This window comes from Streptomyces ficellus (genome assembly GCF_009739905.1).
Classification (GTDB): domain Bacteria; phylum Actinomycetota; class Actinomycetes; order Streptomycetales; family Streptomycetaceae; genus Streptomyces; species Streptomyces ficellus_A.
Map to the genome: position 1 here is coordinate 884,980 of NZ_CP034279.1, position 26,144 is coordinate 911,123.

Annotated in this window: 22 protein-coding genes and 1 pseudogene; 8 read left to right on the plus strand and 15 right to left on the minus strand. The window is 73.3% G+C overall.

What is annotated here, in order from left to right; all coding sequences use genetic code 11:
* Positions 1-18: 18 nt before the first annotated feature.
* Entirely contained in the window at positions 19-813 is a 795-nt protein-coding gene (locus EIZ62_RS03810; RefSeq protein ID WP_156691297.1) for an AfsR/SARP family transcriptional regulator, read from the minus strand.
* 258 nt (positions 814-1,071) lie between these two features.
* Here EIZ62_RS03810 and EIZ62_RS03815 point away from each other — a divergent pair, with 258 nt between their 5' ends.
* The 4 genes from EIZ62_RS03815 to EIZ62_RS03830 all read left to right on the plus strand — a co-directional run bounded on the left by EIZ62_RS03815 (position 1,072) and on the right by EIZ62_RS03830 (position 5,682).
* Positions 1,072-1,368 carry a hypothetical protein gene (locus EIZ62_RS03815; RefSeq protein ID WP_156691298.1) on the plus strand — a complete coding sequence of 99 codons (297 nt, stop codon included), beginning with the start codon at positions 1,072-1,074 and terminating at the stop codon, positions 1,366-1,368.
* Positions 1,365-3,632 carry a TOMM precursor leader peptide-binding protein gene (locus tag EIZ62_RS03820; protein WP_156691299.1) on the plus strand — a complete coding sequence of 756 codons (2,268 nt, stop codon included), beginning with the start codon at positions 1,365-1,367 and terminating at the stop codon, positions 3,630-3,632. Before EIZ62_RS03815 ends, EIZ62_RS03820 begins: the two co-directional genes overlap by 4 nt.
* Before the next feature lie 170 nt (positions 3,633-3,802).
* Positions 3,803-5,023: a sensor histidine kinase gene (locus EIZ62_RS03825; RefSeq protein WP_244375434.1), complete on the plus strand. Its 1,221-nt coding sequence runs from the start codon at positions 3,803-3,805 to the stop codon at positions 5,021-5,023.
* A 44-nt stretch (positions 5,024-5,067) separates the two neighbouring features.
* Positions 5,068-5,682 (plus strand): response regulator transcription factor, encoded by a 615-nt coding sequence (locus tag EIZ62_RS03830; RefSeq protein ID WP_156691301.1) that lies wholly within the window; start codon positions 5,068-5,070, stop codon positions 5,680-5,682.
* A gap of 117 nt (positions 5,683-5,799) precedes the next feature.
* Here the strand turns inward: EIZ62_RS03830 and EIZ62_RS32805 are convergent.
* From EIZ62_RS32805 to EIZ62_RS03895, 13 genes and pseudogenes are all read right to left on the minus strand, one after another.
* Positions 5,800-6,390, minus strand: a pseudogene (locus tag EIZ62_RS32805) (4'-phosphopantetheinyl transferase family protein); the annotation flags it as partial.
* A 108-nt stretch (positions 6,391-6,498) separates the two neighbouring features.
* The gene (locus tag EIZ62_RS03840) at positions 6,499-7,731 is read right to left on the minus strand and encodes an acyltransferase domain-containing protein (RefSeq protein WP_156691302.1); all 1,233 of its coding nucleotides are present in this window, start codon (positions 7,729-7,731) and stop codon (positions 6,499-6,501) included.
* Positions 7,732-7,767: 36 nt separating this feature from the next.
* Positions 7,768-9,573, minus strand: coding sequence for an acyl-CoA dehydrogenase family protein (locus tag EIZ62_RS32710; RefSeq protein ID WP_156691303.1), 1,806 nt, complete (start codon positions 9,571-9,573; stop codon positions 7,768-7,770).
* Positions 9,570-11,252 carry a fatty acyl-AMP ligase gene (locus EIZ62_RS03850; RefSeq protein WP_156691304.1) on the minus strand — a complete coding sequence of 561 codons (1,683 nt, stop codon included), beginning with the start codon at positions 11,250-11,252 and terminating at the stop codon, positions 9,570-9,572. The genes EIZ62_RS32710 and EIZ62_RS03850 overlap by 4 nt, the downstream gene beginning before the upstream one ends.
* A complete protein-coding gene (locus EIZ62_RS03855) occupies positions 11,249-11,461 on the minus strand; it encodes an acyl-CoA carboxylase subunit epsilon (protein ID WP_156691305.1) in 213 nt (70 codons plus the stop codon). The genes EIZ62_RS03850 and EIZ62_RS03855 overlap by 4 nt, the downstream gene beginning before the upstream one ends.
* 105 nt (positions 11,462-11,566) lie before the next feature.
* On the minus strand, positions 11,567-12,193 hold the full coding sequence (locus EIZ62_RS03860; RefSeq protein ID WP_156691306.1) for an antibiotic biosynthesis monooxygenase family protein: 627 nt from the start codon (positions 12,191-12,193) through the stop codon (positions 11,567-11,569).
* Positions 12,186-13,172 carry an aromatase/cyclase gene (locus EIZ62_RS03865; RefSeq protein WP_156691307.1) on the minus strand — a complete coding sequence of 329 codons (987 nt, stop codon included), beginning with the start codon at positions 13,170-13,172 and terminating at the stop codon, positions 12,186-12,188. The genes EIZ62_RS03860 and EIZ62_RS03865 overlap by 8 nt, the downstream gene beginning before the upstream one ends.
* A gap of 118 nt (positions 13,173-13,290) precedes the next feature.
* Entirely contained in the window at positions 13,291-14,325 is a 1,035-nt protein-coding gene (locus EIZ62_RS03870; protein ID WP_156691308.1) for a ketoacyl-ACP synthase III family protein, read from the minus strand.
* A gap of 27 nt (positions 14,326-14,352) precedes the next feature.
* Positions 14,353-15,975 (minus strand): citramalate synthase, encoded by a 1,623-nt coding sequence (gene cimA / locus EIZ62_RS03875; RefSeq protein WP_156691309.1) that lies wholly within the window; start codon positions 15,973-15,975, stop codon positions 14,353-14,355.
* Positions 15,976-16,156: 181 nt separating this feature from the next.
* Positions 16,157-17,152, minus strand: coding sequence for a dTDP-glucose 4,6-dehydratase (rfbB, locus tag EIZ62_RS03880; RefSeq protein WP_156691310.1), 996 nt, complete (start codon positions 17,150-17,152; stop codon positions 16,157-16,159).
* Positions 17,149-18,213 carry a glucose-1-phosphate thymidylyltransferase gene (locus EIZ62_RS03885; protein WP_156691311.1) on the minus strand — a complete coding sequence of 355 codons (1,065 nt, stop codon included), beginning with the start codon at positions 18,211-18,213 and terminating at the stop codon, positions 17,149-17,151. Before EIZ62_RS03885 ends, rfbB begins: the two co-directional genes overlap by 4 nt.
* Before the next feature lie 26 nt (positions 18,214-18,239).
* A complete protein-coding gene (locus tag EIZ62_RS03890; protein ID WP_156691312.1) occupies positions 18,240-19,361 on the minus strand; it encodes a DegT/DnrJ/EryC1/StrS family aminotransferase in 1,122 nt (373 codons plus the stop codon).
* A 119-nt stretch (positions 19,362-19,480) separates the two neighbouring features.
* The gene (locus EIZ62_RS03895) at positions 19,481-20,680 is read right to left on the minus strand and encodes a CaiB/BaiF CoA transferase family protein (RefSeq protein ID WP_156691313.1); all 1,200 of its coding nucleotides are present in this window, start codon (positions 20,678-20,680) and stop codon (positions 19,481-19,483) included.
* Between the two features lie 99 nt (positions 20,681-20,779).
* Here EIZ62_RS03895 and EIZ62_RS03900 point away from each other — a divergent pair, with 99 nt between their 5' ends.
* Genes EIZ62_RS03900 through EIZ62_RS03915 form a run of 4 tightly spaced genes read left to right on the plus strand, consistent with a single transcriptional unit; the run spans position 20,780 to position 25,112 of the window.
* Positions 20,780-21,958 (plus strand): winged helix DNA-binding domain-containing protein, encoded by a 1,179-nt coding sequence (locus EIZ62_RS03900; RefSeq protein ID WP_156691314.1) that lies wholly within the window; start codon positions 20,780-20,782, stop codon positions 21,956-21,958.
* Positions 21,955-22,725: an SDR family NAD(P)-dependent oxidoreductase gene (locus EIZ62_RS03905; protein ID WP_156691315.1), complete on the plus strand. Its 771-nt coding sequence runs from the start codon at positions 21,955-21,957 to the stop codon at positions 22,723-22,725. Before EIZ62_RS03900 ends, EIZ62_RS03905 begins: the two co-directional genes overlap by 4 nt.
* The gene (locus EIZ62_RS03910) at positions 22,725-23,858 is read left to right on the plus strand and encodes an epoxide hydrolase family protein (RefSeq protein ID WP_156691316.1); all 1,134 of its coding nucleotides are present in this window, start codon (positions 22,725-22,727) and stop codon (positions 23,856-23,858) included. Before EIZ62_RS03905 ends, EIZ62_RS03910 begins: the two co-directional genes overlap by 1 nt.
* A 27-nt stretch (positions 23,859-23,885) precedes the next feature.
* On the plus strand, positions 23,886-25,112 hold the full coding sequence (locus tag EIZ62_RS03915) for a cytochrome P450 (RefSeq protein ID WP_244375436.1): 1,227 nt from the start codon (positions 23,886-23,888) through the stop codon (positions 25,110-25,112).
* A 76-nt stretch (positions 25,113-25,188) separates the two neighbouring features.
* Here EIZ62_RS03915 and metF read toward each other — a convergent pair whose 3' ends face one another.
* On the minus strand, positions 25,189-26,094 hold the full coding sequence (metF, locus tag EIZ62_RS03920; protein WP_156691317.1) for a methylenetetrahydrofolate reductase [NAD(P)H]: 906 nt from the start codon (positions 26,092-26,094) through the stop codon (positions 25,189-25,191).
* Positions 26,095-26,144: the final 50 nt, after the last annotated feature.

The following is a 26,144-nucleotide window of genomic DNA, read 5'->3' on the forward strand; positions in this document are numbered from 1 at the left end:
ACCGGTGATGACGGTGCGTCAGGTGCTGGCGGGCGCGTGCAGGTCGAGGCCCGGGTCGGACGAGAGGACCGCCTGGTGCAGGCGCTGGAGCCGGGGGGACGGCTCCAGGCCCAGCTCGTCGATGAGGGTGGTGCGCAGGCGCTGGTAGGACTCCAGGGCGCGCCAGGAGCTGCCCGAGCGGTGCAGGGCCGTCATCAGCTGGGCGCAGAAGTTCTCGTGCATGGGGTGCTTGGCGACCAGGACCCGCAGTTCCGGCACGATCTCGGTGTGCCTGCCGAGGTGCAGGTCGGCGTCGATGCGCCGCTCCAGGGCGGCCATCCGGTCCTCCTCCAGCCCCAGCACCTCCAGTTCGAGGACGCTGCCGACGCGCACGTCGACCAGGGCCGGCCCGTGCCACATGTCCAGGGCCCGGCCGAGGAGGCGGGAGGCGGCACGGTGGTCGCCCGCCTCGTGGGCGTCGCGCCCGGAGGAGGTGAGGCGGCCGAACTCCTGCGCGTCCACCCGGCCGGGCTGGACCTGGAGCAGGTAGCCGCCGTGCTGGGTGACGAGGACGTCCTTGGCGCGGCGGAGCGGGTCGCCGTCGAGCGCGGCGGCGATCTTGCGGCGGAGCTGGAGGATGTACGTCTGGAGGGTGGTGGCGGCGCTGCGCGGGATGTCCTCGCCCCAGATCTCCTCCATGAGTGTCGGCACGGTGACGACGCGGTCGGCCTGGAGGGCGAGAAGCGCGAGGATCTGTCGCGGCTTGCCCGCGGTGGGGACCACGGAGACTCCGTGCTCGATGGCGGTGAGCGGTCCCAGTACGTTGATCTCCATCGTTCGTTCCCCTTTGCCTCGGTTCCCCGTCACTCCTGCTGCCGGCCTTCGGAGCGGAGCGTGGCTCGAGCCTCGCACTCGTGGTGGCCGCGCCCCAGTGAGCGGCTCACGAAGGGAGACGTGAAAATGTCATGGCGGGATGGTGAAGCCGGCACTGTGCCGCGGGGAGAGCCACCACGCAGAATCCTGACCCACAGGACATCGGCGCCGGCCGACGGGCGACAGCCCCGGCGGGCACCGCCTCAGGGAGGGGAACTCATGCTCGGCTCGACCATGATCGAATCCGGTACGGCCCCGTCGGTGGACACGTCCCACCGCTACGCACTGCTCACCGCCCGCACGGGTCTGGAGCCGGACCTGGCGCAGCGTTACACCACCGACCCGCTGTCGGTGCTGACCGAGTTCGGCCTGACCGGAGCCGAGCCGGTCTACCTGGTGGCCGCGGAGGACGTGTACCTGGAGAACCTGGACCAGCCGGGCGCGGGCGTGGCCTCGTTCTGCAACTTCACCCACGGCCCGTCCTGCTTCGCGACGTCCGCCGCGGAGCGCTCGTGACCGTCACCGATCCGGCTCCCGCCGGTCTTCCGGTGGGGTTCAAGCGGCACCTGCGGGTGGAGACGGTGAGCGGAGAGGCGGTGTACCTGCTGTCGGAGCGGGGCACCACGGTGCTGCGGGGCCCGCAGGTGGAGGTGCTGGCCCCGCTGCTGGACGGGACACGGACGCTGCCCGCGGTGATCGCCGAGGCGACGGCGGCGGTGCCCGCGGCGGAGGCGGGCCGGGTGATCGCCGCCCTGGCCAGGGCCGACCTGGTCGGGTACCGGGACCCCGCGGCGGACGCGGCGGCCGAGGCCTACTGGGAGCTCGCCGGCATCGGCGCACCCGGGGTCGCGGCGGCGGTCCGTTCCACTCCGGTGCACGTGGTGCCGCTGGGGCGGACGGACGGGGCGGCCGCCATGGCGGAGTGCGTGGCGGCCGGGCTGGCCCTCGCGCCGTCCGAGGAGGAGGCCGCGTTCGGGCTGATCCTGTGCGACGACTACCTCGATCCCGCACTCGCCGAGGTGGACGCCCGGCACCGTGCGGCGGGCCGGCCGTGGCTGCTGGCCCGGCCCGGCGGGCCGGAGGTGTGGGTGGGCCCGGTGTTCGGCGCGGCCGGCGGACCGTGCTGGTCGTGTCTGGCGCACCGGCTGCGCGGTCACCGCTCGTCGCAGGCGCCGGTCCGGCACGCCCTCGGGCTGCCCGGCCCGGTGCCGCTGCCGGAGGCGTCACTGCCGGCGGTGCGGACCATGGGGGTGCAGACGACCGTGCTGGAGGCCCTGAAGTGGGCGGCCGGGATGCGGTACGCGGGGCAGGGCTCGGTGTGCCGGCTCGACACCCGCACCCTGCGCACCAGCCACCACCCGGTGACCCGGCGCCCGCAGTGCGCCGAGTGCGGGGACCCGGGGCTGGTGGGCGCCCTGGCCCGGCGTCCCGTGGTGCCGGTGTCCCGGCCGAAGGTGAGCGGGGCGGGCGGCAATCACCGGGCGATGACCCCGGCGCAGGTGCTCGGCCGCTACCGGCACCTGGTCGATCCGGTGACCGGCGTCGTGTCCGGGCTGCGGCCGGCCCCGGGCACCCCGGAGGGCCTCAACCACTGGGTGTCGGGCCGGAACCTCGCGTGGCGCGGCACGGGGCCCGAGGGGCTGCGCAGTTGCAGCGGCGGCAAGGGGGTCACCCCCGAGGAGGCCGAGGCGGGCGCGCTCTGCGAGGCGGTGGAACGTTACTGCGGGACGCGGCAGGGCGACGAGGCGGTGGTGCGGGGTTCGTTCACGGAGCTGGGGGAAGCCGCCGTGCACCCCCAGCGCGTGCAGCTGTACGCCGAGCGGCAGTTCCGGGAGCGGGAGCGGTGGAACGCGCACTGCGCGCCGATGCACGCGGTACCGCCGCGCTTCGACGAGGGGGCGGAGCGGGAGTGGACGCCCGTCTGGTCGCTGACGGCACGGCGGCACCGGCTGCTGCCCACCTCCATGCTGTACTTCGGCCCCGGCCGTGACGGCGTCGACCGCGCCCCCTGGGCCGACTCCAACGGCAACGCGGCCGGCAGCAGCCTGGAGGACGCCCTGGTCCAGGGGTTCCTGGAACTCGTCGAGCGCGACGCGGTGGCCCTGTGGTGGTACAACCGGCTGCGCCGGCCGGCGGTCGACCTCGACCTGTTCGACGAGCCGTGGCTCGCGCGGACGCGCACCGCGTACGGGAGGGCGGGCCGGTCGTTGTGGGTCCTCGACCTCACCGCCGACTTCGGCATCCCCGTGATGGCCGCCGTCTCCCGCCGGGAGGAGGGGCCCGAGGAGCGGATCTCCTTCGGCTTCGGTGCCCATTTCGACCCCCGGCTGGCGCTGCGGCGGGCGGTCACGGAGATGTGCCAGCTGCTGCCTCCCGCGGACACCGGGTCCGAGGAGCCGCTGCACCGAAGACCCGGCGTGCCCGCGGAACTGCGTGCCTGGTGGTGCGAGGCGACCGTCCGGAACCAGCCGTACCTGCTCCCCGATCCCGCCCAGACCGCCCGGGGGCCGGCCGGATACGGTTACGTTCCGCGGGCCGATCTGCGCGCGGATGTGGAAGCGGCCGAATCAGTTATACGTGCCCATGACATGGAATTGCTGGTGCTCGACCAGACGCGGCCGGACGTGGGCCTGCCCGTCGTCAAAGTCATCGTTCCGGGATTGCGGCACTTCTGGGCGCGGTTCGCCCCGGGACGCCTCTTCGACGTGCCCGTACGCATGGGATGGCGCGAGCGGCCCGTCCCCTACGAGGAGTTGAATCCCGTTCCATTGTTCGTATGAACCCCCTCCTTTCTCCTCATCGGTGGCAAGTCCGAACCTTTGCTTATTAGCATGCGGATCGCCACTGTCCTTGCGAGGAGGCCGCGATGCCGGATCGTGTCCGGAATGCTGTTCCGCACATATTCGACGACAGACAACGAGACATAGGTATTTCGGCCAATGAGGAAGGGATGGAACCCGGCCACTTCCCGGCCGCCACCGGGGTGCCGCCGGCCCGGCCCGACATTCCCGCCCCCCGGCTGGCCCGGGGCATCACGATCGTGGCCCTGCTGTGCTACGCCACGGTCACCGTGCTCAACGTCCTGCGGTCGGGCGGGTCGAGCGGTACCCGCCTCGCCGTCTGCGTCGGCCTCGTCCTGCTCGTCTTCGGCGTGCAGTTCGTGGTCTCCGCCCCCGCGGCCCGGACCTGGTCCATGCGCCGGAAGGTCGGCTTCCTCGCCTTCCAGACGCTGCTGACCTATCTGCCGCTGGTCTGGTTCGGGCTGTCGTGGGGCAGCATGGAAGGGCCGCTCGCCGCCTCCGTGCTCCTGACGTTCCGCTGGCGGACCGCCTGGCCGCTGTTCGGTGCCGTGGTGGCCAGCATCCCGGTGTACGCGATCGCCCTCGGCCAGCCCGCCGCCCAGGTCGGCTACTTCCTGATCGCCGGCATGCTCTGCGGCATCGTCATCTACGGTCTCAGCCGGCTCACCGACCTGGTCCACGAAGTGCACTCCACGCGCGAGGAACTGGCCAGGATGGCGGTCAACCAGGAACGGCTGCGGTTCGCCCGGGACCTGCACGACCTGCTGGGCTACAGCCTGTCGGCCATCGCCCTGAAGGGTGAACTCATCCACCGGCTCATCACCACCCGCCCGGACCAGGCGCGCGGGGAGACGGCGGAGCTCCTCGCGGTCGCGCGCCAGGCGCTGGCCGACGTGCGGCTGGTGTCCAGCGGCTACCGCGACATGTCACTGCGGGACGAGGCCGAGACGGCCGCGGCCATCCTGGCGGCGGCCGACGTACGGGCCGACGTGTCGATCGAGTGCGGCCGGCTCCACCCGGTCGTCGACACCGCGCTGGCCACCGCTCTGCGTGAGGGTGTGACCAACATACTGCGACACAGTAAGGTGCAGAGGTGCAGCATCTCGGCCACCGTGGATGCGGAAACGGTCCTGCTCAGCCTGGTCAACGACGGTGCGCCTTTGGGGAAGGCGCCCGCGTCGGCATCGACCGGAGGCAGCGGGCTGGACAACCTTCGCGAGCGGTTCGCCAGGATCGGGGGCCGGCTCAGCGCCGGCCCGGGGGAGGACGGCCGCTTCCATCTCGAGGCGTACGCGCCCGTGCGGCCGCGGGCGGGGAACGACGGGTCGAGGGGTACCGGCCCGAGGCCCACCGAACGTGCCGCCGCCTGACCATGACGACCAGTTAGCACCGTAGTGCACTTCTGGGGGGACCGATGCTATGCGTGAAGATCCTGCTCGCAGAGGACATGCACATGATCCGCGGCGCGCTGATCGCGCTGCTGGAACTGGAGCCGGACCTGGAGGTCGTCGCCTCCGTGGACCGGGGGGACACCATCGTGAAGACGGCGCTGGAGACACGGCCGGACGTGGCGATCATCGACATCGACCTGCCGGGCACGGACGGACTCACCGCCGCGGCCGACCTGCATGACCAGCTCCCCGGCTGCCGCACCCTCATCCTCACCAGCCTCGGTCGCCCCGGCACGCTGCGGCGCGCCCTCACGGCGCACGTCACCGGGTTCCTGCTCAAGGACTCGCCGCCCGAGCAACTGGCGGCGGCGGTCCGCGCGGTGGCCGTGGGCAGACGGGTCGTCGACCCACAGCTCGCCCTCACGGCATGGGACTCACCGGACAACCCGCTCTCGCCCAGGGAGCTGGAAGTCCTGAGACTGGCCGCCCAGGGTGCCGACGCCGCCGAGATCGCCGGATGTCTGTTCCTGTCCAAGGGAACGGTCCGCAACTACCTCACCGCCATCGTCAGCAAGCTGGGCGCCCGCAACCGCATCGACGCCATCAGGATCGCCGAGGAGGCCGGCTGGATCCCGTGACCCCTCCCTCGACCACCCGAGCAGCGTGTCGAGCATGCCCTGGTCCAGCATCGTGCCCACCGAGACGTCCGGCAGGTCGCCGAAGCCGGCGTCGTGCACGGCGGCGCTGACCACGTACCGCTCCCCCACCCGGAAGGTGCCGAAGGTCCACTCGTCCCCGCCCGCCGGCGTGCCGTCGGGACGGACCAGCGTGGTCCGGGGCCCGTCCAGGTCGAAGCCGAACTCGGTGAAACGGAACCGCAGTCCCTGCCCCAGGGCCTTGCTGTACGCCTCCTTGAGCGTCCACAACCGCACCATCGTGTCGTTGCGGGACCGCTCACCGCCGGCGTCCAGCGACGCCTTCTCGTACGGGGTGCACGCCTGGAGTTCGGAACCGGTGCCCGCGAGCCTGCGGTCGGCGCGCTCGACGTCCACCCCGATCCGCCCCCGGCGGGTGACGCCGACGAGCATCATCTCCTCGGTGTGGCTGAGGCTGACGTCGATCTGGTCGCAGCCCCGTACGTAGGGCCTGCCTCCCGGCTGGTAGGACAGGTCGACGAGGTCCGGAGTCGTGTCCAGCACCTGGGCGGCGGTGTACCGCAGGAACAGCCGGGAGGCGACGAAACGGTCCCTCATCCGGGGCCGGTCGAAGCTCTCGTAGCGGTTCCAGTCACGGCCGAGGAGGTGGCGCACCGCGTCGGTCCCGCCCCGCGGCAGCCAGCCGGGCATCGTGCCGTACACCAGCACGCTCCCGGTGACGGCCAGTTCGTCGCGGACCCGGTCCCACGGTCCGCCCGGCCCCAGCGCCGGCAGCGGCCGGCCGATTCGGGTGCCCACTCACGCTCCCGCGAGTTCGGCGGCCAGCGGGCCGGCGCCCAGCGCGGAGATGACCCCGGCGAGGTCCACGGCGTCGCTGTCCGGCCGGGGGCACATCGGGATGCAGGCGGGCCCGCCCATGCGCCGCAGGTAGGGACCGAGGACGGGACGCGGCCCGATCTCGACGACGTGCGTGGGGGTCTGCTGGCCGAGCATGCCGCGGGCCGCGTCGGCGAACCGGATCGGCGAGGTGAGCTGTTCGGTCCAGTACGAGGCGTACAGCGGCTCGGTGGCCAGCCGGCCCAGCACGGTGGAGTAGAACGGCACGCGCGGCGTCCCGGCGGGGATCCGGCGGGCGACCGCCTCGAACTTGGGGACGACCGGCTCCATCAGCGGGGAGTTGAAGGCGTGGCCCACCGGCAGGTGCCGGCACTTGATGCCACGGGTGGCCAGCTCCGCCTCGATCCGCTCCAGTCCGGCCACCTCGCCGGAGAGCACGGTCGCACGGGCCGCGTTGACGGCGCTGATGCCGACACCCGGCTCCGCGACGACCAGTTCGGCGATCTCGTACGGGGAGACGCAGGCGGCCATCATGCCGCCGCCGGAGGGCAGGTACTGCATGAAGGCGCCCCGCATCGCGATCAGCTTGGCCGCATCCGCCGGGTTGAGCGCGCCCGCCACCGTGGCCGCCGCGAACTCACCGATGCCGTGGCCGAGGACGGCGACCGGCACGACGCCCGAGGTCTCCAGCGTCCTCGCGAGGGCGTACTCGACGGCGAAGAGGGCCGGCTGGGTGAACGCCGTCAGGTGGATGCGGGGGTCCTCGCTGAGGATCAGGTCGACGACCGACAGCCCCAGGTACGGGTGCAGAGCCTCGGCCATCTCGTCCAGATGGCCCCGGTAGGCGGCGGAGTCCAGGTACAGGGCCGACGTCATGCCCGGGTACTGGCAGCCCTGGCCCGTGAACACGAACGCCGCCCTGGCCCGGTGGGCGCCCGGCCGGCGGACGTCGCGCACCGCCATGTGGCGGGCGAGTTCGCGCACCGTGGGGTACGCCCGGATGTCGTCCAGGTCGATGAGTGGTCCGAACTCCTCCTCGATGTCCCCGTAGAGGCTCAGCGCGGCCACGGAGTCGAGACCGTACTCGGACAACGGGACCGAGTCGTCCACCGGCCGGCCCAGATAGTGGCCGAGCCGCTCCAGCAGCCATTCTCGATGGGCCCCGCCGAGGCGGTCGGGTTCCTGCGCGGGCATGGTGTGTGCTCCTTCGGGGGCGAGGGGCGGGGTGGGTCAGGCGAGCGGGGAGTTGAACAGGTCGTAGCTGCGCCGGCCGTGCAGCCGGGCCATGACCTCGGCGAGCACCCGCTGCTCGGCGAGCGCCGGCCGGTCCGGCAGGGCCAGGCCCAGCCGCCGCGCCAGCCGGTACAGGGCGGCCGACGGCCAGGCGGTGTCGGCCAGGAACCGGTCCGTGGCGTCCCCCGACGCCTGCTGCTCGCGCCACACGCCCAGGCAGGCCGCCGCCGCCAGCACCAGGGTGTAGCGGTCGGCGAGCGCGAGACTGTGCGGGCTGGCGAGCGCGCTGCGGTCCGACTGCGGGATGCCCGCGAAGGCCTTGCGCAGGTCGGCGAGTTCGATGGCGAACGCGCGGACCAGGAACCGCAGCACGCCCGCGTCCCGGCCCGCCCGCGGCAGCCGTGCCTCCTCCAGCAGGTCGGTGCTGGCCACCAGCGTCGCGGCCAGCGGGTCCGCGTCGCCCAGCAGCGCGGGCTGCGCCAGGTCGAGCGGCGGCAGGTCACCGTGCGGCGCGAACAGCCCCGGCGGCGGCTCGGGGTCGGCGAACCACGCGTGCTGGGCGAAGAACGGCAGCTGGGGCAGGATGCTGACCTGGCGGCCCGCGCTGCCGGCGTGGCCCAGGGACGTGACCGGCAGGTCCCGCAGCTGCTTCTGGAACATCCCGTACGCGCCGTCCTCGGCGAACGTCTCCTCGCCGAGGACCGCCGACATCTCGTCCATGGCCTCGGCGGTGAGCTTGGGCGCCAGGTAGGCGGCGACCGCCGCGTAGACGCTCATCTGCCGGGGCAGCAGGTGCAGCGCCCGGGTGGCGACCAGGGCGAGACAGTCGATGAGCAGCAGGTCCAGGAACGCCCCGGTCAGCACCGAGCGGACGTGCTGGACGTCGAGCGAGGAGCGGCCGTCGGCACGCGGCCGGGCCGCGAACGCGGCCACCGTGCGCAGTGCCGTGTCGGCCCCCGCCAGCACGATCGACGGGATCAGGCCCCGGATGACCAGGGAGGAGCGCAGCGACAGTTCGTAGCCGTCGCCCGGCGCGCCGACCAGCGCGGTGTCCGGGACCGGGCAGTCGTCGAAGCCCAGTCCGCCGAACTCGGCCCCCCGCATGCCGTTGGTGGAGCGGCGGCCCAGGTCGAGGACGCGGCCCGGGGGCACGTCGTCCCGGTCGAGGAACAGCACGGTGTGGCTGCGGGCGTGGCCGGGCGTGCCGGTCCGGGCGAAGACGAGCAGGCCGCGCGCCCGGGACGCGTTGGCGATGCCGGTCTTGCTCCCGTTGAGCAGCAGGTCCCGGCCGGGGCCGGGCCGGGCGGTGAACTCGTCCCGGACGAAGTCGTTGCCGTGGGCGACCCCGTGCCGGGCGACGGCGATCCGGTCCCCGCCGAGCAGCAGCCGGGCGGCCCGCTCGCGCTGCTCCGTGGACCCGGCGGTCCAGACGGGCGTCGCGGCGAAGAAGCAGTTCAGCCCGTACCCGAATCCCAGCGAGGCGTCCCGGCGGAAGACGGGGCGCAGCACCCGGCCGAGTTCGTCCATGCGCCGCAGCCGGCCGCCCAGCGCGGCCGGGACGAACTCCTCGTTCATGCCGTACGCGTCGAGGACGTCCTCGGCGGTGGGCGGCAGGGCGCCGGCCCGGTCCGCGGCGACGAAGGAGGCCCCGCCGAGCGGGTTCGCCGGGTCGTCGAGGGGGCCGAAGGACCGCTCCAGGGCGTCGGCGCGTTCCGCCGCCGTGCCGCCCGCGGCCGGACGGCCGGGCCCCGGCCGCTCCTGGCCGGGGCGGTCGGGTGCCGGGCGTTCGCGGAACGGGGTCATGAGCCGCTTCCCGCCATCAGCAGCCGCTCGACCTCTCCGTCGACCCGCTGGTGCAGCGGGCTGAGCTCGCCGCGCAGGAACATGCGGCGCATCGCGGCCCGCTCCACCTTGCCGCTCGTGGTCCGGCGCACCGTCCCGGGGCGGACGAAGATCAGGCCCCCGGTGCGCACCTCGTGCTCCTCGCCGATGCGGGCCTCCACGCTCGCGGCGAGCGAGGCCAGGTCGATGTCGTAGTGGCTGCGGGCCCGCAGCTCCTGGACGACGACGACCCGTTCCCGCGCCCCGGGGACGGCGAACACGGTGGCCGGCCCGAACAGTCCGCTGACCTGCTGGACCGTGCGCTCCACGTCCTGCGGGTACAGGTTGCGGCCGGCGACCACGATCATGTCCTTCATCCGTCCGGTGACGTGGAGCCGGCCCTCGTGCAGCATGCCGAGGTCGCCGGTGCGCAGGTACCCTCCCCGGTCGCCGAGCCGGGCGTCGAAGGACGCGGCCGTCTCGGCGGGCCGGCGCCAGTACCCCTTCGCGACGCTGTCGCCCCGGACCCAGATCTCACCGGTGCGCCCGGCGGGGACCTCGGTGCCGGTCCGGGGGTCGACGACGCGGACCTCCGCCGACGCCGGCGCACCGCAGGAGACGGTCGGGTGTGCGGTGTCCCAGGGCCCGCCGCCGCCGGAGACCATCAGGGTCGCCTCGGCGAGCCCGTAGGCGGGGGTGAGCGCGCCGGGGCGCAGGCCCGCTGGGGCGAACCGCCGGGCGAAGGCCGTGAGGACGGCGGGGCTGATCGGCTCGCCGCCGTTGACGGCCGTGCGCCAGTGGGCCAGGTCGAGCGAGGCGATCTGGCTGTCGTTGACGCGGCGCAGGCACAGGTCGTACGCGAAGTCGGGGGCGCCGCTGACCGTCAGGCCGTAGCGGGAGACGGTGTCCAGCCAGTGGAACGGCTTCTTGACGAAGGCCTGCGGGGAGAGCATCACCGTCGTGGTGCCGAGCCACAGGGGGTGCAGCAGCTGGCCGACGAGGCCCATGTCGTGGTGGAGCGGCAGCCAGCCGCCGAAGCGGGACGCGGGACCGGTGCCGAGGGCGAGGCGGATGGCCTCCTGGTTGGCGACGAGGTTGCGGTGCGTCACCATCACCCCGCGGGGCTCGCGGGTGGAGCCCGAGGTGTACTGGAGGTACGCGACGTCGTCGGGGGCGGCCGTGACCGGCGGGCCCGGCTCCGGGTCGGTCCCCGGCCGGGCGGCCGCGTCGGTGAGCAGGCAGGTGACCTCGCCGAAGCCGGTGCGCGCCAGGAGCTGTGAGACGTCCGCGGCGTGGGCCGCCTCGGTGAGGACGCAGGCCGCCGCCGCGTCCTTGACGATCCCCGCGATGCGCTCGTCGTGGTGGCCGCGGCCGCCCGGCGGCGCCACGGGGACGGCGACGAGCCCGGCGTGGAGGCACGCCAGGAACGCGGTGGCGAACTGCCGGCGGGACGAGTGCAGGACGAGCACCCGGTCTCCGGGCGCGGCGTGGGCACGCAGCCGGGCGGCGAGGGTGCGTACCCGGGCGGCGAGGTCCGCGTAGCTGACGCTCTCGGGGGTGAGCCGCCCGTCGCGTTCGGTGAGGAGCACGAGGGCGTCGCGCCCGGGCGCCTCGGCGGCCCGCTGGTGGAACGCGTCGATGTAGGTGCGGTACGCGGTCACTGGCGCCCCCTCAGGTGTCGGGCGGGCCAGCCCCCGGGGGTGGGCCCGCCGGTGCCTCTGACGCTCCAGTCGGCGTACGCGGCCGGTCGCGGTTCGTCGGCCGGCCGGGACCTGTCGCGGAGCAGTGCCAGCAGCACGGTCGTCACGGCAGCGAGTTCCGCCGCGTCCGGCAGGCCGCGCAGCACGGTTATGCCTGTCTCTTCTGCCATGGAGGAAGACTGCGCCCAGGCGCTCGAGGGGCCCTAGGGGGCGGCACGCACCGGAGCCGGGGACGCGTGGTCCCCGACTCCGGCGGCTGCGAGGTCCGTCGCGGGTCAGTCGACGGCCCGTTCGTAGGCGAGGTGATGGCCGCGTTCGGTGGTGATGACGGCGTGGGCGGACAGCTCGGCGAGCGCGGCGCGGTAGGCGTCGGAGGCCAGGGCGCGTTCGCAGTGGCCGGCGTCCCGCCACCACTGGACACCGGTGTAGGACAGCGGCCGCACCATGGAGCGGAGCAGGTCGCTGCCGCCGAATCCGCCGAGGCGCCCGCTGGTCTCGCCGAGCGCGAGGTACGCCTTCTCGAAGGCGCTGTGGTCGCGCACCCGGCAGGAGAGCAGGACGACGGCCGGGTCGCCGACGGCCGCGTTGGCGCGCAGCGCACGGTCCACGCTGCGCGCCTGGTCGGCCTCGGTGTCCACGAGGGGCCCGAGGCGCTGCACCTGGGCGACGAACGCGTCGTCGTGCGCGGTGTCCAGGAAGCCGCTGAGTCTCCTCCAGTGGCCGAAGTGGACGTACGTCCTGGGCCGGTCGACGAGCCGTACGGTGACGAGGAAGTCGAATCCGGGCCGCTGCCTCAGGAACGTGTGGTGGCGGCGGAGTTCGCGCTCGAACGTCGCGGTGTCTCCTTTGACCTCGAACCTGTTGACGACGGTGATCGGCCCGTTGGGGTCGCGATCATGCACGTGCTTCCTCCGCGAATTGCTTGGCGTGGCGCAGGGTGGTGGAGCTGTTGGTGCCGAGGGCCTTGCGGACCAGCGCGCGGGCCTCGGCGAGGGTGGCCTCGGGGCCGAGGGCGCTGCGTACGCCTTCGGGGTCGAGGGTCACGGTGTGCCACGAGGTGGCCTTCACGGTGCCGTCGCCCTGGGATTCGATGACCCAGCGGCCGGTGTGACCGCTCATGGCGACGGGCACCCTGAGCTGCTTGTACACGATCATGTGGCGGTCCTCGAAGCAGACCCGCACCGAGGTGGTGTTGTGCAGGGAGCCGTCCGGGCTGCGGGTGTCCATGTCCATCGTCTGGATGCCGGGCTCGTCCTCGGTGAGGTCGAGGCGGGCGACGTGCGGAAGCCGCTCGGGCCACAGGTCGGCCCGGTCCAGGAAGGCGTAGACGTCGCCGGCGGCGCCGAGGATCGTCTCGGAGTCGTGGAAGGTGAAGTGGAGTTCGTCGCGGGCGTCGCCCAGCTCGGCCGCGTTCTTGAGGGCGGCGAGCTCGGCGCGGCTGTTGCGGTCGACGGCGCGCTCGATGAGTTCCTCGGCGGCCGGGTCGTCGCCGACGGCGCGGTAGTCGTGCAGCAGGACGACCCGGCTGGTGCCGTCGTCGGCGGGCTCGATGCGCCATTCGCCGCCCATCGAGGCGACGGGTGCGGCGGGGACGACCTGCCGGAAGGAGATGGTGAGCCCGGCCGGGTCGAGCACGCGGCGGGAGGTCCAGGTGCGGACCTGTTCGTTGGCGATGGCCCAGATGCGCAGGAGCTGCTCGCCCTCGGCCGCGCCGTCGCCGGGGACGTCCTCGAGGACCTCGACGTGCACGGTGGGGCCGAACACCTGGGGCCAGGAGGCGACGTCGGCGATCAGGCCGTAGACGGTGGCCGGTGAGGCGGAGATGGTGACGGAGTGTTCCGCGACATGGATCGCCGGAGATGCGGGCGTAACGGTCGCCACGGCGTACCTTCCCTTCACTGCGGCCGTGAGAGCGGCCGGTCCAGAGTGGCAGAGGTGGGCTCGAACCAGACTCGAGCGGTGGTGGAACGAGAGTGCGGTGGGGGGTGTGCCGCCGGGGTCAGCCGGTGGCCCAGTGGGGTTGTTCGGTGATCTCCACGACGGCGCAGCCCCAGCTGTAGCCGGCGCCGACGCTGATCAGTACGCAGCGGTCGCCGGGCCGGGCGCGGCCGGTGGAGACCAGGTGGTCCAGGCTCGCGAACTGGTCGCCGGCGCCGAGGTGGCCGACCGTGCGGCTCCACTCCCACGTGGTGCGGGCGGGGTCGATGCCGAACGGCCGGTGGTAGATGGAGGTGAGGCGGCGCAGGCCGAAGTGGGGCAGGACGACCCACTCGGCGTCGGCCAGTTCCATCCCGGCGTCGGCCAGGGCCTGTTTGATGACGGTGCTCTGTCCTGCGTGGGCGCGGGTGATGGCATACGACATGCCGACACGTCCGACGAAGGCGCGCTTGGCCTCCTCGAAGTCGACCGGGATGCGGTGGCTGAACGGAGCGCGGGTGAACGGTTCGTCGCCGCGGTGCAGTGGTTCGAGCTCCGGGTCGGCGAGCAGGGCGAGCGAGCGGAGGCGGGCGAAGCCGCCCCGGCGGGACAGGACGAGGGCGGTGGCCCCGTCGGCGTACGGTGTGCCCGGGTCGGTGTTCCAGCGGTCGATGCCCGGCTCGCAGAACCGGTCGGCGGTGGTGAGCAGCGCGTCGCAGCGGCCGTCGCCGGCGGTGAGGTAGGCGGTGGCGAGGTCGAGTGCGGCCAGGCCGCCGTTGGACATCTGCCGGATCTCCAGGGCGGAGCAGGTGTTGCCGAGTGCCTCGCGCTGGATGTAGGAGGCGGCGGGCCACAGGTCCTGGCCCTGGTGGTAGGTGTTGGCGTGCAGGACGAGGTCGACGTCCTCCGGCGCCGAGTCGGCGCGACTCAGGGCCGTTCGGGCCGCGGTGGCCGCCATCTCGGCGGCGGACTCGTCGGGCGAGTACGCCACGGAGACCAGTCCGGTCGTCGTGGCGACCCGGGGCGGGCAGGCCCCGGACGCCACGGCGTCGGCAATGGACACCGTGTCGGGGAGCCGTACCGACGTCCCCCGGATGTAGATGTCTTCCACGCGCACGGCTGCTCCCGTATCGGTTCGTCTTCTTCAGCCCGCGAGGGCGGTGGCGAGGGGGCTGGCTCCGCGTCCGGGTCGCACGTCGTCGAGGAGCACGTAGTGGACGGCGTCGAGCAGGGCCCGCCAGCTGGCCGTGACGGTGTTCCGGTCGACGCCCACGGTGCCCCAGCGGCGTTCGCCGTCGGAGTAGGAGATCAGGACCCGGGCGGCCGCGCTGCTGCCGGTCTCGCCGGTGAGGACGCGCACCCGATAGTCCACGAGTTCGAGTTTGGCGAGTTGCGGGAAGTACGGGTCGAGCGCCTGGTGCAGCGCCCGGTCCAGGGCGTTGACGGGCCCGTTGCCGCTGCCGCTGGCGGCGAGCGGCGCTCCGTCCAGACGCAGGCGGACGGTGGCCTCGGTGTGGACATCGCCGTCCTTGCGGCGGGCGACGGAGACGTGCCAGGAGTCGACCTCGAACGGCGGTTCGTCCGGGGTGCCGGCCAGTTCCTCGCGCAGCAGCAGCTCGAAGGAGGCGTCGGCGGACTCGAAGCTGTAGCCGTCGCTCTCCAGGTCCTTGACGCGGGCGGCGGCTCGGGCGACCTCCTCCGAGCCCGCCTCGACGTCGTAGCCCAGTTCCCGGGCCTTGAGCGCGACGGACGAGCGGCCGCCCATGTCGGAGACGAGCGTCCGCATGACGTTGCCGACGCGCTCGGGGTCGGTGTGCTGGTACAGGCCGGGGTCGACCCGCAGCGCTGAGGCGTGCAGGCCCGCCTTGTGGGTGAAGGCGGCGGGGCCGACGTAGGGGGCGGCGGGGCGGGGCGGGATGCCGGTGAGTTCGGTGATGGCGTGTCCGGTGGCGGCCAGTCCGGCGAGTTGTGCGGGGCCGATCACCGCCCTGTCCTTCTTGAGGACCAGGTTGCCGATGACGGTGAACAGGTCGGCGTTGCCGCAGCGTTCGCCGTAGCCGTGCGCGGTGCCCTGGACGTGGACGGCCCCGGCGTCCACGGCGGCGAGGGTGTTGGCGACGGCGCAGCCGGTGTCGTCGTGGCAGTGGATGCCGACGGGGGCTCCGGTCATGGCGATGGTGTCGGCCACGATCTCGTGGACCTCGTCGGGCAGGGAGCCGCCGTTGGTGTCGCAGAGGACCACGGCCTCGGCGCCGGCCTCGGCCGCGGTGCGGACGACGGCGAGGGCGTAGTCGCGGTTGAGGCGGTGGCCGTCGAAGTAGTGCTCGGCGTCGAGGAAGACGCGCCGGCCGGCATGCACCAGGTGGCGCACGGTGCTTCCGATCATGGCGAGGTTCTCGGCGAGCGTGGTGCGCAGGGCGCGCTGCACATGTCCGGTGTGGCTCTTGCCGACCAGGGTGATGACCGGTGCCCCGGCCGCCAGCAGGGCGCGGACCTGGGGGTCGGTGGAGACCGGGATGCCCGGCCGGCGCGTGGCGCCGAAGGCGGCGAGCAGCGCGTTGTCGAGCGTCAGTTCGGTCTGGGCGCGGTGGAAGAACTCGGTGTCCCTGGGGATGGCGCCCGGCCAGCCGCCCTCGATGAAGCCGACGCCGAGGGCGTCCAGGTGGCGGGCGACGGCCAGCTTGTCGTCGACCGTGAGCACCATGCCTTCCTGCTGGCTGCCGTCCCGCAGGGTCGTGTCGTAGAGCTGCAGGCTCTCCTCGGCCATCGCCCCTCCTCCTTCGTGCCGCCGGTACCCGTCATACGGCGGCTCTGGTCGGGCCACCGTCCGGTGGCCGGCTCGGGAAGCCCTGGAGCGGCGGTCGACACCCGGTGTGCGCCGCTCCCGGGCCACGCGGGCAGGGCGGCGCCCCCTCCGGCGGTGCCGGAGGGGGCTGGGCGCGGACGCCTCAGGGGCGTACCGCGGCGAGCGGCGGCACGGTCTCCTTGAGCGGGCGCCACCAGCCGGGGTTGGCCCGGTACCAGGCCACCACGTCGGCGAGCCCCTGCTCGAAGGGCACCGCGGGCGTGAAGCCCAGCTCCTCGCGGATCTTGCTGTCGTCGAGCGAGTAGCGCAGGTCGTGGCCCTTGCGGTCGGGGACGGTGCGCACGAGGGCCGGGTCGGCCCCGCACAGTTCCAGGAGCAGGTCCGTCATCTGCCGGTTGGTGCGTTCGTTGCCCCGGCCGACGTTGTAGATCTCGCCGGGCCGGCCGCGGGTGACGACCAGCTGGACCGCGCGGCAGTGGTCGTCGACGTGCAGCCACTCGCGGACGTTGCTCCCGTCGCCGTAGAGGCCGACCGGCAGTCCGTCGAGCAGGTTGGTCACGAACAGCGGGATCAGTTTCTCGGTGTGCTGGTAGGGGCCGTAGTTGTTGGAGCAGCGGGTGATGGACAGGTCGAGTCCGTGGCTGCGCCAGTAGGAGCGGGCGACGAGGTCGCTGGCGGCCTTGGAGGCGGCGTACGGGGAGTTGGGGAGCAGCGGCCAGTCCTCGGTCCAGGAGCCGGTGTCGATGGACCCGTAGACCTCGTCGGTGGAGATGTGGACGACGCGCTGGACGCCCGCGGCGACGCAGGCGTCCAGCAGGGTCTGGGTGCCGGCGACGTTGGTGCGGACGAAGTCCGACGCGTCGACGAGCGACCGGTCGACGTGCGACTCGGCCGCGAAGTGCACCACGACGTCGTGGCCGGGGAGCAGGTCGAACAGGAGCGCGCGGTCGCAGACGTCGCCCTGGACGAAGGTGAGCCGCGGGCCGTCGGGGGGCAGGTTGGCGCGGTTCCCGGCGTAGGTGAGCTTGTCCAGGACCGTGACGCGGGCCTGGGCGAAGCCGGGGTAGCCGCCTTCGAGGAGCGTCCGCACGTAGTGCGAGCCGATGAAGCCGGCGCCTCCGGTGACGAAGACCCTCATGCGGCCACCACCACACTGGAGTGGTCGCCGACCACGATCCTGCTGCGGTTGGTGCGGGCCTGCGAGGACACGGTGGCGTCCCGGCCGATGACCGAGCCGTGCACCCCGCCGACGCTGTGGATCCGCGCCCCGTCCAGCATGATCGAGTCCTCCATCCCCGCCGCGGCGAGGACGCAGTCCCGCCCGATCGCGGTGTACGGCCCGATGTGGCTGTCCTCGACGACGCTGCCCGCGCCGACGATCACGGGGCCGGTGATCCGCGACCGCACGATGCGGGCGCCCTCCTCGACGACCACGGCGCCGACCAGTTCGCTGGTGCCGTCGACGTCTCCGGCGACGGCGGGCTTCAGGCCGTCGAGGAGTTCGCGGTTGCAGTGGAGTACGTCCTCGACCTTGCCGGTGTCCTTCCAGAACCCGTGGTAGGTACTGGCGCGCACGTCGTCGCCCCGGGCGACCAGCCACTGGATGGCGTCGGTGACCTCCAGTTCGCCCCGGGCGCTGGGCCCGATGGCGGCGACCGCCTCGTGGATGGCGGGGGTGAAGAAGTACACCCCGATCACGGCGAGGTCGCTGCGCGGTGTCCGCGGCTTCTCCACCAGCCGCAGGACGCGGCCGTCGTCACCGACCTCCGCGACACCGAACGCCCGGGGGTCGGGGACCGGGTGCACCACCACCTGGGCGGCGGGGCGCAGGGCGCGGAACTCGTCGGCTATGTCCTTGACGCCCTCGGTCAGCAGGTTGTCGCCGAGGTACATCACGAAGTCGTCGTCGCCGAGGAAGTCGCGGGAGATGGCGATGCAGTGGGCGAGTCCGCGGGGCAGGTCCTGGTGGACGTAGGTGAGGCGCACGCCCAGCGAGGAGCCGTCACCGAGTGCCCGGGCGATCTCCTGGCCGCGGTCGCCGACCACGACTCCCACGTCCCGCACCCCGAGGTCCCGCAGGTCCTCCATCACATGGGCCAGCACCGGTTTGTTGGCGATCGGCATGAGCTGTTTGGGCATGGAGTGGCTGAAGGGGCGCAGTCTGCTGCCGAGCCCCCCGGCCAACACGAGTGCTTTCATCGTCGGACCTCCATCGTCGGGCCTCCTCAGAGGGCGGTCAGCACCTCGCGCAGGGCCCCGATCACCCGGTCCTGGGTCTCCGGGGGCAGCGACGGGTACATCGGCAGCGAGAAGATCTCGCCGGCGAGCCGTTCGGTGACCGGCAGGGCACCGCGCTCGTAGCCGAGGTGCTGGAAGCCGGTCATGGTGTGCACGGGCCAGGGGTAGCTGATGTTGAGCGCGATGTCGTGGCTCTTCAGCGCCTCGATGATCTCGTCGCGCCGCGGGTGGCGGACGACGTAGACGTAGTACACGTGCTCGTTGCCGGGGTTGGTGGCCGGCAGGAGCAGGCCGCCGGGTCCGGTGAGGTCGGCGAGCCCTTCCTCGTAGCGGCGCGCGATCGCGCGCCGGCCCTCGATGTAGGCGTCCAGGCGGGTCAGTTTGCGGCGCAGGATCTCGGCGTGGACCTCGTCGAGACGGCTGTTGTGGCCGGGGGTCTCGACGACGTAGTACGTCTTCTCCATGCCGTAGTAGCGCAGCCGGCGCAGCCGGGCGTCGGTGTCCGGGTCGTCGGTGATGACGGCGCCGCCGTCGCCGTAGGCGCCCAGCACCTTGGTCGGGTAGAAGGAGAAGGCCGCCGCGTCGCCCATGGTCCCGGCGAGCCGCCCGTGGTGGCTCGCCCCGTGGGCCTGGGCGCAGTCCTCCAGGATCTTCAGGCCGTGCTGCTCGGCGAGCCGGGTCAGCGGCGCCATGTCGGCGCACTGACCGTAGAGGTGGACCGGGAGCAGGGCCTTGGTGCGGGGGGTGATGGCTGCGGCGACCTGGTCGGTATCGATGAGGAAGTCGCTCTCGCGGACGTCGACGAAGACCGGTGTGGCACCGGTCGCGTCGATGGCGAGGACGGTCGGCGCGGCTGTGTTGGAGACGGTGATCACCTCGTCGCCGGGCCCCACGCCGAGGGCCTGGAGGGCGAGCTTGAGGGCGTTGGTCCCGTTGTCGACGCCGGTGCAGTGCCGTACGCCGTGCCAGGCGGCGTACTCCTCCTCGAAGCCCCGCACGCTCTTTCCGAGGACGAGCTGGCCGGAGCCGAACACGGTCTCGACGGCGTCGAGGATGTCCTTGCGCTCGGTCGCGTACTCCGGCAGGTAGTCCCAGACGTAGGTGGTCATGGGTGGGTCAGCCTCCATCAGTTCCGTCGGGCGGTCCGTACGCCGTGTCCGTGGTCCGGTGCGTGCCCGGTGGCCGGTGTCCGGTGCCCGCAATGTGTGGCGCGGCAGTCGGGTCTCGCTCAAGCGCGGGTGGTCGCCCCGTGGCGGTGGGCGTCCCGGGCCGCGCCGGTGCGCAGCAGCCGTTCGGTGTCCGCGCCGGACCAGCCGCACTCCGCGAGGACCTCCCGGGTGTGTTCGCCGGGGCGCGGGGCGGGCGGGGGCACCGTCGCGGTGGTGCGGCCGAAGCGGGGCGCGGGGCCCGGCTGGACGCCGGTGTCGTCGCGCAGGTAGGTGCCGCGGGCCGCGTGGTGGGGGTGGGCCACGGCCTCGGTGACGGACAGCACGGGGCTCACGCACGCCTCGGTGCCGTCGAAGACGGCCGCCCAGTCGTCGCGGGTGCGGGTGGCGAACCGGGCGGCGAACAGCTCGCGCAGCGCGGGCCAGCCGGCCCGGTCCGACCGGTCGGGCACGAGGGCGGCGTCGAGTCCGAGGCCGTCCAGCAGGGCGGCGTAGAAGCGGTCCTCCAGGGCCCCGACGGCGACGTGCCCGCCGTCCGCGCAGGCGTACACCGTGTAGTAGGGGGCTCCGCCGTCCAGCAGGTTGTCTCCCCTGCCGCCCTGCCACTCCCCCGCCTCCGCCATGCCGATCAGCATGCCGAGCAGGGACGCCGTGCCGTCCACGATCGCCGTGTCGACGACCTGGCCGCGTCCGGACGTCCGGCGCTCGTGGAGGGCGGCGAGGACGCCGACGGCCAGGTACAGCCCGCCGCCGGCGAAGTCACCGAGCAGGTTGACGGGCGGCACCGGGGGCCCGCCGCCGGTGCCGATGGCGTGCAACGCGCCGCTCAGCGCGATGTAGTTGATGTCGTGGCCGGGCGCCCGGGACAGTGGCCCGTCCTGGCCCCACCCCGTCATCCGGGCGTACACCAGCGCCGGGTTCCGCTCGGCGCACACCGCCGGGCCGATACCGAGGCGCTCGGCGACTCCCGGCCGGAAGCCCTCCACGAGGACGTCGGCGCGCTCCGCCAGCCGCAGGACGGCTTCGGTGCCGTCGGGGTGCTTGAGGTCCAGGGCCACGGAGCGCCGCCCCCGGTCGAGGACCCGGTGCCAGGTGCCGAACGCCCGCTCCCCGTCGGCGCGGTCGACGCGTACGACGTCGGCGCCGAGGTCGGCGAGGAGCATGCAGGCGAAGGGGGCGGGCCCGATCCCCGCCAGTTCGACGACCCGCAGACCGCTCAGCGGCCCACCCGGCCGGGCATCGTCACGTTGCGTGATCAGCATGCGGGCACGGTAGGGACGGGTCCTACAGAACCCCTCAAGCCTGCCGGCGCGGCCCCCGCCCTCAAGGGCGGCCCGAGCGCGGCAGGCGACAGTACGGGCATGCCCACGCTCCAGCGCCGCGCGCTCAACCGAGCCCTGATCGAGCGGCAGTTGCTGCTCCGCCGCCACCGCATGGCCGCCACCACGGCGGTCGGCCACCTGGTCGGCATGCAGGCGCAGGCGCCGGACCCGCCGTACGTCGGCCTGTGGAGCCGGCTGGCGGGCTTCCGGCACGAGGAGCTGGCCGGGCTGCTGACCTCACGGGAGGCGGTGCGCGTGACCCTGTTGCGCGCCACCGTCCACCTGGTCACCGCCGAGGACTGCCTGGCCCTGCGCCCGCTGGTCCAGCCGGCCCTCGACCGCGACCTGCGCGCCGCCACCCGGTACGCCAAGGCGTCCGCGGGGCTGCCCCCGGACGCCCTGCGCCGGGCCGCGCGCGCCGCCCTGGCCGACGGGCCGCTCACCCCCGGCGAACTGGGCTCCGCGCTCGCGGCGCGGTGGGCGGACCGCGACCCGGCCGGGCTGGCGTACGCGGTGCGCAACCTGCTGCCGCTGGTGCAGGTGCCGCCGCGGGGCGTCTGGGGCGTGGGCGGACGGACCCGGTACGCCACCGCCGAGTCCTGGCTCGGCCGGCCAACGGCGGCCACCCCGCCGCCGGGCGGCGTGGACACCATGGTGACGCGCTACCTGCGCGCGTACGGCCCGGCCTCCGTCAAGGACGTGCAGACCTGGTCGGGGCTGACCCGGCTGCGTGAGGTCCTGGAGCGGCTCCGGCCGGTCCTGCGGACGTTCCGCGACGAGCAGGGCGCGGAGCTGTTCGACGTGCCGGAGGCGCCGCTGCCCGACGCGGACACCCCCGCGCCGGTGCGCTTCCTGCCGGAGTTCGACAACATCCTGCTGTCGCACGCCGACCGGGTCCGCGTCCTGGGCGACGTGCCCCGGTCGGCGCTCTTCACCCGCAACGGGACCATCCGCGCCACCGTGCTGGTCGACGGCTTCGTCCGGGGCACCTGGTCGGTCGTCCAGGAGCGCGGAGCGGCCACCCTGTGCGTCGAACCCCTCGGTCAGGGTGCCCCGCTCTCCCGCCCCGAGCGGGACGCCGTGGCGGAGGAGGGCGCCCGCCTGCTGGAGTTCGCGGCGGCCGGGGCGGGCCCGCGCGACGTCCGCGTCGCCTCCGGCGGCCCCGCGCCCCGGTCCACAGTTCGAGCAACCATCGACGAAAGAGGCAACCCGTCATGACCGACAAGCCGTTCACCGGCCGTACCGTCGTCGTCACCGGAGGCGGCACCGGCATCGGCCGGGCGACCGCCCTGGCCTTCGCCGGGCTCGGCGCGGCGACCGTGATCGTCACCGGCCGGCGCAAGGACCGGCTGGACGAGACCGCCGCGCTCAGCCCGGCGGTGGTGCCCGTGGCCGCCGACGTCACCACCGAGGAGGGGACGCGCGCGGTCGCCGACGCGGTGACCGCGGCGGGCGGCACGCTGGACGTCCTGGTCCACAACGCCGGGGTGTTCCGGTTCACCCCGCTGGCCGCGCTCGACGAGACGGCCGCCCAGGAGGTCTGGGACGTCAACGTCGTCGCCCCGCTGCGGCTCACCCACCGGCTGCTGCCGCTGCTGCGCTCGCCGGGCGGCAGCATCGTCCTCGTCTCCAGCCGGGGCGGCCACAATCCCGGCCCGGGCAGCTCCGTCTACTCGGCGAGCAAGGCGGCGGTGCACAGCTTCACCCGTAGCTGGGCGGCGGAGCTGTCCGCCTCGGGCATCCGCGTCAACGCGGTGGCGCCCGGCTTCGTCCGCACCGAGGCGTACGCCGCCAACGGGCTGAGCCCCGAGCAGGTCGAGGGCCTCTTCGCGGGCGTCGTGCAGGGCATCCCGCTCGGCCGGGTCGCCGAGGCCGAGGACATCGCCCCCTGGATCACCCGGCTCGCGGAGCCGGGCAGCGACCTGGTGACCGGTCAGGTCATCACCGTCGACGGCGGCATGGACGTGGGCGGGGGCGCGGCCTGATGAGCATCGTCCCCTTCCGTGTCGAGACGCCCGACAGCGACCTGGACGACCTGCGCCTGCGGCTGGCCCGCACCCGCTGGCCGGAGCGGGAGACGGTCACCGACTGGTCGCAGGGCGCGCCGCTGTCGTACGTGCGGGAGCTGTGCGCGTACTGGGCGGACGGCTACGACTGGCGGGCGACCGAGGCGAGGCTGAACGCCCTGCCGCAGTTCCGTACCGAGATCGACGGGCTGGGCATCCACTTCCTGCACGTGCGGTCCCGGCACGAGAACGCGGTGCCGCTGCTGATCACCCACGGCTGGCCCGGTTCCGTCGTGGAGTTCCTCGACCTCGTTGGCCCGCTGACCGACCCGGACGACCCGGCGGACGCGTTCCACGTGATCTGCCCCTCCCTGCCCGGCTACGGCTACAGCGACCGGCCGTCCGCCACCGGCTGGACCGCCGAGCGCATCGCCGCCGCGTGGGACGAGCTGATGACACGGCTCGGATACGAGCGGTACGCGGCCCACGGGGTCGACTGGGGCTCGTTCGTCACGGCCATCCTGGGCGAACGGGACTCCGAGCGCGCCGCGGACGCCCGGCGGCTCCTCGGCATCCATGTGACGATGCCCTTCGCGCGGCCGCCCCAGGAGCAGGTGGAACTGTCGGAGCGGGACCTCGCCGGGCTGTCCCTGATGAAGGAGTTCCAGCGGACCGAGGGCGGTTACTCGGTCATCCAGACGACCCGGCCGCAGACCCTCGGCTACGGGCTCACCGACTCACCGGCCGGCCAGCTCGCCTGGATGGTCGAGAAGTACTGGGCGTGGAGCGACCACGGCGGCGACCTGGAGAAGGCGATCCCCCGCGACCGGGTCCTCGACGCCGTCACCGTCGGCTGGCTGGCCGCGACGGCGGTCTCGTCCGCCCGCATCTACTGGGAGAGCCAGAACAAGCTGGCCCTCGGACCGGTGCGGGTACCGGCCGCGGTGTCCAACTTCCCCAAGGACGGCCGCATGCCCCGCCCCTGGATCGAGGGGCGCTTCACCGACCTGCGCCGCTGGACCGACCACGACAGCGGCGGCCACTTCCCCGCTCTCGAACAGCCCGGCACCCTCGTCGCCGAACTGCGCGCCTTCTTCGGCTCGCTGCGCTGACCCCACCCCTTCGAGGAAGGACCCATCGTGACCGCACCCACCGCCGAGTCGGGCCAGGAGCAGCAGGACCCGACCTTCCCCTACAAGCGCACCTGCCCGTTCACGCCGCCCGCCGAGTACGCCGGGATGGTCGAGGAGGACGTCTCGCAGGTCACCCTGACCGGTTCCGGACTGCGGATATGGACCGTCACCGGCTATGAGACGATCCGCCGGCTGCTCACCGACCCGCGGGTCAGCGCGTCGCGCCGGCACGCGAACTTCCCCTTCTACTTCATCGCGCCGCCGGAGTACCGGACCGAGACCTCCTTCATCGGCTACGACGGCAAGGAGCACACCAGCACCCGGCGCAAGGCGGCGCTGACCTTCACCAACCGCCAGGTGCAGCGGCTGCGGCCGCGCATCGAGGAGATCGTCGACGAGCACATCGACCTGATGCTGTCGATGGAGCCGCCGGTCGACATGCACCGGGTGTTCTCGCTCGCCGTGCCGATGACCGTCATCTGCGAGCTGCTCGGCATCCCGCAGGACCGGCACGACTTCTTCATCAAGCACGGGACGGCGCTGCTCGGCGGGCACAGCTCGACGGAGGAGCGCCAGGCCGCGATCGTCGAGGTGAACGCGTACGTCGAGGAGCTGATCCAGCTCAAGAAGCGGGAGCCCGGCGACGACCTGCTCAGCCGGGCGATGGCCGACTACGAGGCCTCCGGCGAGTCGTACACCGACCGCGACCTGTTCAACATGGTCCGGCTGCTGATGAACGGCGGGCACGAGACCACGGCCAGCCAGATCTCGCTGGGTACCGCCTGCCTGCTGGAGAACCCGGACCAGCTGGAGCAGCTGCGGAACGACCCGGCGCTGATCAAGCCGGCGGTCGAGGAGCTGGTGCGGATCGCGACGATCGGCGACACCGCGGTGCCCCGGGTGGCGCTGGAGGACATCGAGATCGGCGGCAAGGTGATTCCCAGGGGCGACGGCATCCTGTGCCTGGGCCTGGCGGCCAACCGCGACCCGGAGGTCTTCCCCGAGCCGGACAAGGTGATCCTCAGCCGCGGCAGCCGCAAGCACCTGGGATTCGGGCACGGTGTGCACCACTGCATCGGCGCGGACCTGGCCCGGCTGGAGCTCGAGATCGTGTGGAGCAAGCTCTTCGACCGCATCCCGGGGCTGAAGCTGGCCAAGCCGTTCCTGGAGATCGAGCGGAAGGAAGGCGCGGTCATTTACGGCCTGTGGGAGCTGCCCGTCGAGGGCTGGTGACCCGGAACCGCCGGAACGCCGAAGCGGGCCCTGCTCTCCGGGAGAGCAGGGCCCGCTTCCGTGGTGCGCGCGCCGGTCAGGCCGGCTGGAGGGCGCCGCGCGGGGTCACGCCGAGGTTCCGGTGGATGTCGAGGGCGGCGGTGGACCGGTTGAGCGTGATGTAGTGCAGGCCGGGCGCGCCCTCGGCGAGGAGGCGGTCGGCCATCGCGGTGGCGTGGTCGACGCCGATGCGGTGCGCGGCGGCCGGGTCGTCCCTGGCCGCCTCCAGGCGGTGGGCCAGGTCCTCGGGGAAGGCGGCGTCGCTGAGTTCGGCGAAGCGGCGGATCTGGCGGGCGTCGGTGGCGGGCATGATCTCCGGGATGACCGGGGTGTCGCAGCCGGCGGCCGCGACCCGGTCGCGGAAGCGCAGGTAGTCCTCGGGGTCGAAGAACATCTGGGTGATGGCGTAGTCGGCGCCGGCCCGGCACTTGGCGACGAAGTGCCGGATGTCGCTCTCCCAGTCGCGGGAGCGCGGGTGCAGCTCGGGGAAGGCCGCCACGCCGACGCAGAAGTTGCCGGAGCGGCGGACGAGGCCGACCAGGTCGCGGGCGTAGGTGAGTCCCTGCGGGTGGGGCAGCCACGGGCCGCGGGGGTCGCCCGGCGGGTCGCCGCGCAGGGCGAGGATGTCGTGGACGCCCGCGTCCGCGTACTGGCCGATGATGTGCCGCAACTCGGCGACCGAGTGTCCGACGGCGGTGAGGTGGGCCACCGGTCGCAGCGTCGTCTCGGCCGCGATGCGCTGGGTGACCTCGATGGTGCGGTCGCGGGACGACCCTCCCGCCCCGTACGTCACGGAGACGAACGTGGGCGCCAGGGCCTCGACGCGGCGGATCGCGGCCCACAGGGTGCGCGCGCCGGCGTCGCTCTTGGGTGGGAAGAACTCGAAGGAGAAGGAGCGCTGTCCTGAGGCCAGGAGCTCCCCCAGTGTCGGCACGGATGGCATGGGCGGCCTCTCGTGGTCGGCCTTCGGCCGGGCGCCGGCCTCGGCACGGG